Here is an 8,569-nt window from a genome sequence, read left to right as displayed (position 1 = left end):
GGCCAGCAGGCCGCGGGCGAGGCCGGCGAGGCCGTCGGGCCAGGTGAGCAGCGCGCCGTCGGCGGCGTTGGCGGCATGGCCGCCGCGGCTGGCGAAGTAATGCAGCCCGAACCACGCCGACACGCGATCCGACCCCGCACCGTATTCGTCACGGCACACGTAGTCGAGCCAGGTGTGAAGCGTGGGCGAGGTGTAGCCCTCGGCGACGAGCCAGTCGCGGAAGACCACGCCATCCAGCCGGCGCCAGTCGGCGTCGCGGCTGGACTCCACCAGCGGCACGCAGAACAGGCGCCTGCCGCCGGCGCCGCGGCGGTGGGTGAGCTCGGCCACGTAAGCCAGGAAGCGCCGGTGCTGGGCGGCTTCAATCGGCGCCACGGCGTCGGTGGGCAGCAGGCCCTCGTGCCACTGCCCGCCAAACAGCAGGCGCTCGTCCGGGGCGTGCACCAGCGCCGTCTCGGCAAAGCGCGGCCGCTCGGCGAACGGGTCGGCCTCGATCACGCCCTGCTCGAAGAGGATCTCCCGCACGCTGGCGGATTCCAGCGACGGCAGCGGCAGGTAGTGGGCGCCGCGGGGATGCGGGATCGGGCCGCTGGGGCTCATCATCGCGCCGCCGGCGGCGTTGCCGAGGGGCTCCGGGCCTTCCACCAGCAGGAAGTCGTCGACGCCTTTCTTCGCCAGCCGCCACGCGGCGGTGAGCCCGGCGATGCCGCTGCCGAGGATCGCCACGCCGCAGCGGATCTCCCGCGTGGGGGTGGGCAGGGCGGTGGTGTCGCGCAGGGCGTGGCCTTCGCTCATGCCGGGGCGCAACACCGTGATCGGGATGCCGAAGTCGCGCAGCTGCCGGCAGCCGGGCAGGGCGAGGAGGGCGCCGGCGGCGAGCCCGGCCTGGATGGCGCGGCGGCGGTCCATCAGCGCACCACGTTGTGCCAGTCCTGCTCGAAGTAATGCACCAGGGTCTGGCTGTTGAGGTGGTTGGGCTCGACGGCCGGCGGGCGCATGTCGGGCGGAAAGCGGAACATCGCCCGGGTGGTGTCGGCGTCGAGGAAGCGCGTGGGCACCGGGTAGTGATCCGGCGGCACGAAGCCGGGCTTGCGGGTGGCGAGGTTGAAGCCCCACTCGCCAAATGACGGCACGTAGGCGTGGTAGGGCTGGGTGACGAAGCCGGCCTCGCGCAGGGTGGCGTCGATGCACCAGTAGCTCCTGGGGGCGAACCAGGGCGACGTCGATTGCACCACCAGCGCGCCGTTTGCCGACAGGTGCTTCGCCATCAGCCGGTAGATGGGCACCGAGTAGAGCTTGCCGAGGCCGAAGTTGGACGGGTCGGGAAAATCCGCGACGATCAGGTCGAAGACCTCGGCGTTCGTCTCGAGCCACTGGCCGGCGTCGGCGTTGGTCACCGTGACGCGCGGATCGGCGAGCGACCCGCCGTTGAGCCCGGCAAGATACGCGTTGTGGGTGAAGAGGTCGGTCATCGCCGGGTCCAGATCCACCAGCGTGATGTGCTCGATGTTCGGGTAGCGCAGTATCTCGCGCACCGCCAGCCCGTCGCCGCCGCCCAGCACGAGCACCCGCCGCGCCCACGGCATGCTGGCCAGCGCCGGATGCACCAGCGCCTCGTGGTAGCGGTGCTCGTCGCGGCTGGAAAACTGCAGGTTGCCGTTGATGTGGAGGCGCGTGTCGTCCTTCCAGCGGGTGACGACGATGCGCTGGTAGGGCGTGGTGGTGGCGTAGATCACCTCGTCGCCGAACAACCCGCGCTCGGCCCAGCGGGTGAGGTGCTCGGATGCCGCCAGCCCGATCATCAGAAACGCCATCGCCAGCGCCCCGCGGGTGAAGCGGCCGCGGGCGCCGGGCACTTCGGCGCGGTAATGCCAGAGGGTCCACAACGCCACCGCGGCGTTGGCCATCCCGAACAGGAAACCCGTGCGCGACAGCCCGAGCTTGGGCGCCAGCACCAGCGGAAACAGCAGCGACACTACCAGCGCGCCCAGGTAATCAAAGGTGAGCACGCGGCTCACCAGCTCGGAGAACTGCGCCTGCCGGTTGTGGAGCACCCGCATCACCAGCGGAATCTCCATCCCCACCAGCACGCCCAGCGCAAACACCAGCGCGTACAGCACGGTGCGGAAGGGCGCCGACATCCACGCAAAGAGCAGGAACAGCAGCGTGGCCGACACCCCGCCGACAATGCCCACCAGCAGCTCGATGTCGATGAAGCGGGCCAGCGCGTCCTCGTCGCGCACGTATTTGGAAAGGTGCGAGCCGACACCCATCGCGAACAGGTAGCAGCCGATGATCGACGAGAACTGCAGCACCGAATCGCCCAGCAGGTAGCTCGACAGCGCCCCGGCGATCAGCTCGTAGGCGAGCCCGCAGGAGGCGACGACGAACACCGACAGGATCAGCAGGCGGTCGGTGGCGGCAGCGGGGGCGGGGCGGGCGTCTTGCATGGCGCGGACTCTACCCGGAATGCGCTTGCCGGGCATCAGAAATGCTGGCTAAATGCCCCGCTTGCAGATTCGGACTCGGGCCATGGACGCGCTGATCAGTTACTTCCTGCACCTCATTTCGGGCCTCGCGATGGTTGCCGCGTTCGCCGGCATCTACATGGCGGTCACGCCCTTCCACGAGCTGGCGCTGATCCGCCAGGGCTTCGTGGCGCCGGCCCTGTCGCTGGGCGGCGCGGTGATCGGCTTCTCGCTTACCGTCGCGTCGAGCATCCTCCACAACGACAGCTATCCGCTGTTCATGATGTGGTGCGTCGCCGGCCTCACGGTGCAGGTCGTCACCTACGCGGTGCTCGCCCGGGCCTTCCCGCGGCTGCCCGACCAGCTTGCCGGCAACAACGTGGCCGCCGGCGCCACCGCCGGCATCCTGTCGCTGGTGGTCGGCATCATCAACGCGGCGTGCATGTCCTGAAACCGCCTTTCATCCAGCAGGAGAAACCATGAGCCTCGGATCATTCATCAAGAAGCAGTTCATCGACGTCCTCCAGTGGAACGAGGATTCCGACGGCACGCTGGCCTGGCGTTACCCGATGGAAGATTTCGAGATCCAGTACGGCGCCAGCCTCACCGTGCGGGATTCGCAGATGGCGGTGTTCGTCAATGAGGGCAAGGTGGCCGATGTCTTCGGGCCGGGGCGCTACACGCTCACCACCCAGACCATCCCGCTGCTCACCAACCTCAAGAACTGGGACAAGCTCTTCGAGTCGCCCTTCAAGTCGGACGTGTACTTCTTCAGCACCCGGCTGCAGCTGGGCCGCAAGTGGGGCACACCGCAGCCCATCACCATCCGCGACAAGGATTTCGGGATGGTGCGGCTGCGCGCCTTCGGCATGTATTCGTACAAGCTGGTCGATCCGAAGCACTTCTTCACCGAGATCAGCGGCACTCGGGCGAGCTACACCGTCGACGAGCTGGAGCAGCAGCTGCGCAACCTCGTCGTTGCCACCATGAGCGCCACCCTCGGCGGCTCCGAGCTGCCCTTCCTCGACATGGCCGCCAACCAGATTCTGCTGGCCGACAAGATGCGCGAGGCGATGCTGCCCACCTTCGAGCGCTACGGCCTCGCGCTCGACAACTTCGCGGTCGAGAACATCTCGCTGCCCGAAGAGCTGCAAAAGGCCATCGACACCCGCATCTCCATGGGCATGGTGGGCGACATGGGCAGGTACACCCAGTACCAGGTGGCGAGTTCGATGCCTCTGGCGGCCCAGAACGAAGGCGGCATCGCCGGCGTGGGGGCAGGGCTGGCGGCAGGTGTGGGCATGGGCCAGGTGATGATGGACGCGCTGCGCGGTGGCCAGGCGCCGGCTACTGCTCCGGTGCCTGTTGCTGCGCCGGCCGCCGACGACCCCGAAGCGCGCCTCGCCAAGCTCAAGGCGCTCCTCGACAAGGGCCTCGTCACCCAGGCCGACTACGATTCGGCGAAGGCCGAGATCCTGAAAAAGCTGATCGGCTGATCCACCGCCTGCCCTGACCGTGTTCAAGCTCGCCTGCCCCAGTTGCGGGGCCGAAGTCACCTTCCGCTCGCCCACCTCGGCGATGGCGGTGTGCGAGTACTGCCGCAGCACCCTGCTGCGCGACGGCGAGGCGGTGCGCGACGCAGGCAAGATGTCGGCCACGCTGGAGGACTACTCGCCCATCCGCATCACCACCTCCGGCATCTACGCCGGGCGGCGCTTCGGCGTGGTGGGGCGCATCCAGCTGCGCTACGACGCGGGCTTCTGGAACGAGTGGTACATCCTCTTCGACGACGGCGGCACCGGCTGGCTGTCGGACGCCTCCGGGCAGTACGCCGTCACCCTCGACACCGGCCTCGCCACCGACGCGCCGCCCTTCGGCCAGATCGTCCCGGGCGGGCTGTATCGCTGGGACGAGGTGAGCTACGCCGCGTCGGATATCCGCACCGCCCGCTGCACCGGCGGCGAGGGCGAGCTGCCCATCCGCGTGGGCGCTGGCTGGGAGGCCAAGGTGGCCGACTACCGCCAGGCCCACCGCTTCCTCACCCTGGATTACTCCGAGGGCGACACCCCGCGCCGCTACGCCGGCAAGGCGGTAACCCTGGCCGACCTCAAGTGCCAGCTGCTGCGCAGCCCCACCGAGATCGCCGCCAGCGCCGGCAAGCTGCCGGGCAAGGCGGCGAGCCTCGAATGCCCCGCCTGCGGCGCCTCGATCAGCTGGCGCCCGGCGGTGGCGGCGCACCTCAACTGCCCGGCCTGCGGCACGGTATCCGACGCCAGCACCGGCACCGTCGAGGTGATGCAGGCCGTCCGCCGCGAAGCCCTGGTCCACACCACCCTGGCGCTGGGCGACGCCGCCACCATCGACGGTGCCCGCTACGCCCTCATCGGCCTGATGCGCCGGCGCACCACCGGCAGCGGCGAGATATGGACCGAATATCTGCTCTTCAGCGAGACGGCCGGCTTTCTGTGGCTGGTCGAATCCGCCTCGGGTTGGGATAAGGTCAAGGTGGTTGACGTATTTCCCGAGTCCGTCTCGGCCAGCGCCGTGCGCCTCGCCGACGCGGCCTACACCCGCATGGACAGCTACACCGCCGAGGTCACCTACGCCGCCGGCGCCTTCAACTGGCAGGTGAAGGTGGGCGATCGGGTCAGCGTCACCGAATACGTCGGCAGCCGCGGCACCCTCACCAGCGAACGCACGCCGGCCGAGATCAGCTGGTCGCTGGCCCAGCGCGTCACGGCGGCCAGCATCGGCGCGTGGTTCGGCAAGCCGGCCCTGGCCAGTGCGGCCATCGCTGCGGCAGCGCAGCCGGCGCCGGCTGCGACGATCTCCCGCGAGGCCCTTTACGGGCCGGCCTTCATCGCCTCTGCGGTGCTCCTCCTCCTCAACCTGCCCATCGCCATGTTCGGCCGTGGCAGCGGCGTGATGGGGCTCGTGGTGCTGGCCCTCGTGCTGTTGTGGGTGCCGCTGTTCAGCGATGAGTTTGGTGACGATTCATGAGTCGCATCGGCTACATCATCTACGCCACGCTGATCGTCGCGGTCGTCACCCTCATCAATTTCAGCGACCACTCCAGTAGCGGCCACGGCAGCAGCAGCTGGGGCGGCGGCTCGTCCGGTGGTGGCAGCTGGTCGTCCGGCGGAGGCGGCCACAAGTGAGCGCCCACCTGCCCCGTGGCCGCCACCTGCTGGCCGATCTCACCGGCGTCGCCGCCCATCGCCTCGCCGATGCCACCGCCCTCGAAACCCTGCTCCGCGATGCCGCCCGCGCCGCCGGCGGCACCGTGCTCGGTGGTCACTTCCACCCCTTCGGCCCCGGCCTCGGCGTCACCGGCGTGCTGCTGCTGGCCGAATCCCACCTCAGCATCCACACCTGGCCCGAGCACGGCTTTGCGGCGGTGGATGTCTTCATGTGCGGCAGCGCCCGGCCCGAGCTGGCGGTGGACGTGATCGAGGCCGCGCTGGCTCCGGCGAGCTGCGTGCGACGGGACGTGGCGCGGGGCTGATACGCCGGTGGCCCGCATGGGCTGCGTGGTGCCGAAACGGCCCGTCGACTCATTTAGAATGGGCGCCTGTCCAAACGCACGGCGGCCCCCATGACCCCCACCCCCGTCCCCCTGCCCGAGTCCTATCGTCTCCTCAACCACGGCCCCACCGTGCTGGTGTCGTCGGCCCACGGCGGCCGGCGCAACGTGATGGCGGCCTCGTGGAGCATGCCGGTGGATTTCGACCCGCCCAAGGTGGCGGTGGTGATCGACCGCAGCACCTTCAGTCGCGAGCTGATCGACGCCTCCGGCGAGTTCGTGCTGGCGGTGCCAACGCGGGCGATCGCCGACAAGGTGGTGGCGGCGGGCTCGCAGTCCGGCCGGGATTGCCCGGACGGGGACAAGTTTGCCGCCCTCGGGCTGGATGTGCTGCCGGCCTCGAAGGTGGCGGCGGCGCTGCCCACCGGCTGCATCGGCTGGCTCGAATGCCGGGTGATCGACGAGCCCCACATCCAGCGCACCTACGATCTCTTCCTCGGCGAGGTGGTGGCCGCCTGGGCCGATCCGGCGGTGTATTCCGACGGGCGCTGGCATTTCGAATCTGGCGGCGACGCGCTGCGCAGTCTTCACTACATTGCCGGCGGCGCGTTCTTCTCGACCGGCGAAGCCTTCGACGCCAAGGAGTGATGGGATGGATCTGACCGTTGTCTTCGACAATTCACAACTCGCCCATATCATCGACCAGGCGATGATTTACCAGTGCGCCTGCCCCGGCCAGGTGGCCCAGCACATCCTCGGTCTGCGCGAGCTGTTCCGCTACCAGACCAGCTGCCGGGCGATGCGCACCGAAGATTTCGGCGTCCACGCCCGGATCATGGAATCCGTGCAGAAGACCCACGCCGAGATGGAAGCCTGCCTCGTGGACGTGCTGGCTGCCGAGGGCTGGGACATGACCACCCTGACCATGCCGGAGGGCCTGCGCAAGCTGCGCGACGAGCTGCTGGCGGAGTAGCGGATGAGGGGTTTTTCGGGCGGCTGAAAATATTTTGTGCACCGCAACAAAAAGTGCTTGCAAAAGTTTTTGCTGCGGTGCAACATGAAGCCATACCGAAATCAGTTCGGTGATCGCAAGCCCAACCCAAACTTGAGGAGATCATCATGTCCGTTACCCCCGAAACCCTTGCCGCCGCCGCCAAGTCCAACGCCGAAGCCGGCCTGAACAGCGCGTCCGCCTTCGTTGCCGCCGTGTTCACCGCCGTCGAGCGCGTCTCCACCCTGAACCTGGCCACCGCCCGCACCGCCTTTGACGACAGCGTCGCCTTCTCCAAGGCCATCATCGCCGCCAAGGACCCGAAGGCCCTGGCCGCCCTGAACCTGGGCGCCGTGACCCCGGCCGTCGAAAAGAGCGTGGCCTACGGCCGTAGCCTCTCCGTCATCGGTGGCGACACCCAGGAAGAGCTGACCAAGCTGGTCGAAGCCGAAGCCGCTGCCCTGGGCAAGAACTTCGACACCGCCCTGGAAGGCCTCTTCAAGAACGCCCCGGCCGGCTCCGAAGCCGCCGTCAAGGCCGTGAAGACCGCTCTGGCCAACGCCAACTCCGCCTACGAAGGCGCCTCCAAGGCCGCCAAGCAGGTTGCTGCTGCCGCCCAGGCCAGCGTCGAGAAGGCCACCGAAGTGGCCGTCGAGAGCGTTGAAAAGGGCACCAAGGCTGCCGTGTCCGCGCTGAAGGTTGCCTGAGCATCAAGCCAGTCTGCCGCGGGGTCATAGCCGCGGCGTGGAATGAAGCTGAAAAGCAGTCGATGAAAGAGGCCCTTCGGGGCCTTTTTCATTGGCGGGTTCCGGTTGAACATGGCGAGCACGGCATCGGGCCGGCGCGCGTTTCGGGAGTCCTCTGATGGGTCGTCGCAAGTCACCGCTGGTTTCTGCCTTTTTCAAGATGACCCGCGCCGGCATGCGCCAATCGACCCGCATCGGCCAGGCCGCGGCGAAGCAGGGCATGAAGTCCGGCGGCGAACTGGCCGAGCAGGCCGGGCGAATGCTCCGCGCCGTCGCCACCCCCACCGACGCCCCCAAGCCGATCACCGGCGGGCGCTGGTTCGACGGCCGATGGGGCCTCGGCCCGCTGGCGATGCGGCGCTACCGGCTGTTCATCCCCACCGGCGGCAGCGCCCGCAAGCCCTTGCCGCTGCTGCTCCTCCTCCACGGCTGCGCCCAGGACACGGCGGCCTTTGCAGCGGTCACCCGGGCGGCGGTCACGGCCAAGTCCCGCGGTTTTGCGGTGCTGATGCCCGAGCAGGCCCAGGAGGCCAACCCCCAGCGTTGCTGGAACTGGTTCGGCAGCGAGGCCCGGGTCGGGCTCGAAACCCAGCTGCTGATGGCCATCGTCGATCACGCGGTGGCTACCCATCCGCGCATTGCCGGCCCGCTGTTCGCCTTCGGCCTGTCGGCCGGCGGGGCGATGTCCATGACCCTGGCCCTGCGCCACCCCGAGCGCTTCACCGCGGTCGGCAGCCACTCCGGCGCGGCGCCCCACAGCGCCAGCACCCCGCTGCAGGCCGGGCAGTCGATGCGCGGGCGGCGCTCGCCGGATGTGGACGCCCTCGCCCAGCGCCTGGCT

11 protein-coding genes are annotated in these 8,569 nt (G+C 68.9%); 9 read left to right on the top strand and 2 right to left on the bottom strand.

Annotated elements, in window-relative coordinates; all coding sequences use genetic code 11:
- Window positions 1-909, bottom strand: a 909-nt coding sequence (locus QQK25_RS21475; protein WP_284189801.1) for an NAD(P)-binding protein, incomplete at its 3' end; no start/stop codon positions are given.
- On the bottom strand, window positions 909-2,450 hold the full coding sequence (locus QQK25_RS21470) for a polyamine aminopropyltransferase (protein WP_284189800.1): 1,542 nt from the start codon (window positions 2,448-2,450) through the stop codon (window positions 909-911). The genes QQK25_RS21475 and QQK25_RS21470, both read right to left, overlap by 1 nt.
- Window positions 2,451-2,532: 82 nt before the next feature.
- Between QQK25_RS21470 and QQK25_RS21465 the strand changes: the two genes are divergently transcribed.
- The 9 genes from QQK25_RS21465 to QQK25_RS21425 all read left to right on the top strand — a co-directional run.
- Window positions 2,533-2,919 carry a DUF350 domain-containing protein gene (locus tag QQK25_RS21465; protein WP_284189799.1) on the top strand — a complete coding sequence of 129 codons (387 nt, stop codon included), beginning with the start codon at window positions 2,533-2,535 and terminating at the stop codon, window positions 2,917-2,919.
- A 28-nt stretch (window positions 2,920-2,947) separates the two neighbouring features.
- Window positions 2,948-3,964 (top strand): SPFH domain-containing protein, encoded by a 1,017-nt coding sequence (locus QQK25_RS21460; RefSeq protein ID WP_284189798.1) that lies wholly within the window; start codon window positions 2,948-2,950, stop codon window positions 3,962-3,964.
- A gap of 19 nt (window positions 3,965-3,983) precedes the next feature.
- Window positions 3,984-5,468, top strand: coding sequence for a DUF4178 domain-containing protein (locus QQK25_RS21455; RefSeq protein ID WP_284189797.1), 1,485 nt, complete (start codon window positions 3,984-3,986; stop codon window positions 5,466-5,468).
- On the top strand, window positions 5,465-5,626 hold the full coding sequence (locus QQK25_RS21450) for a hypothetical protein (RefSeq protein ID WP_284189796.1): 162 nt from the start codon (window positions 5,465-5,467) through the stop codon (window positions 5,624-5,626). The genes QQK25_RS21455 and QQK25_RS21450 overlap by 4 nt, the downstream gene beginning before the upstream one ends.
- Window positions 5,623-5,973, top strand: a complete 351-nt coding sequence (gene speD / locus QQK25_RS21445) for an adenosylmethionine decarboxylase (RefSeq protein ID WP_284189795.1) — start codon at window positions 5,623-5,625, stop codon at window positions 5,971-5,973. Before QQK25_RS21450 ends, speD begins: the two co-directional genes overlap by 4 nt.
- 90 nt (window positions 5,974-6,063) lie before the next feature.
- Window positions 6,064-6,639, top strand: a complete 576-nt coding sequence (locus QQK25_RS21440) for a flavin reductase family protein (protein WP_284189794.1) — start codon at window positions 6,064-6,066, stop codon at window positions 6,637-6,639.
- A 4-nt stretch (window positions 6,640-6,643) separates the two neighbouring features.
- Entirely contained in the window at window positions 6,644-6,964 is a 321-nt protein-coding gene (locus QQK25_RS21435; RefSeq protein ID WP_284189793.1) for a hypothetical protein, read from the top strand.
- 146 nt (window positions 6,965-7,110) lie between these two features.
- On the top strand, window positions 7,111-7,689 hold the full coding sequence (gene phaP / locus QQK25_RS21430) for a TIGR01841 family phasin (protein ID WP_284189792.1): 579 nt from the start codon (window positions 7,111-7,113) through the stop codon (window positions 7,687-7,689).
- 157 nt (window positions 7,690-7,846) lie between these two features.
- Window positions 7,847-8,569 (top strand): extracellular catalytic domain type 1 short-chain-length polyhydroxyalkanoate depolymerase (locus QQK25_RS21425; protein WP_284189791.1); only part of this gene is annotated, 723 nt, incomplete at its 3' end.

Origin of the sequence: Zoogloea oryzae, from assembly GCF_030161255.1 — a bacterium.
GTDB classification, from domain to species: Bacteria; Pseudomonadota; Gammaproteobacteria; order Burkholderiales; family Rhodocyclaceae; genus Zoogloea; species Zoogloea oryzae.
The sequence above is the reverse complement of the archived record's forward strand: the minus strand, read 5'-3'. Positions and strand labels throughout refer to the sequence as shown.

Coding starts and splice junctions, on each gene's coding strand:
- QQK25_RS21435 (WP_284189793.1), top strand. CDS start 6,644: ATGGATCTGACCGTTGTCTTCGACAATTCACAACTCGCCCATATCATC.
- phaP (WP_284189792.1), top strand. CDS start 7,111: ATGTCCGTTACCCCCGAAACCCTTGCCGCCGCCGCCAAGTCCAACGCC.
- QQK25_RS21470 (WP_284189800.1), bottom strand. CDS start 2,450: ATGCAAGACGCCCGCCCCGCCCCCGCTGCCGCCACCGACCGCCTGCTG.
- QQK25_RS21465 (WP_284189799.1), top strand. CDS start 2,533: ATGGACGCGCTGATCAGTTACTTCCTGCACCTCATTTCGGGCCTCGCG.
- QQK25_RS21460 (WP_284189798.1), top strand. CDS start 2,948: ATGAGCCTCGGATCATTCATCAAGAAGCAGTTCATCGACGTCCTCCAG.
- QQK25_RS21450 (WP_284189796.1), top strand. CDS start 5,465: ATGAGTCGCATCGGCTACATCATCTACGCCACGCTGATCGTCGCGGTC.
- QQK25_RS21440 (WP_284189794.1), top strand. CDS start 6,064: ATGACCCCCACCCCCGTCCCCCTGCCCGAGTCCTATCGTCTCCTCAAC.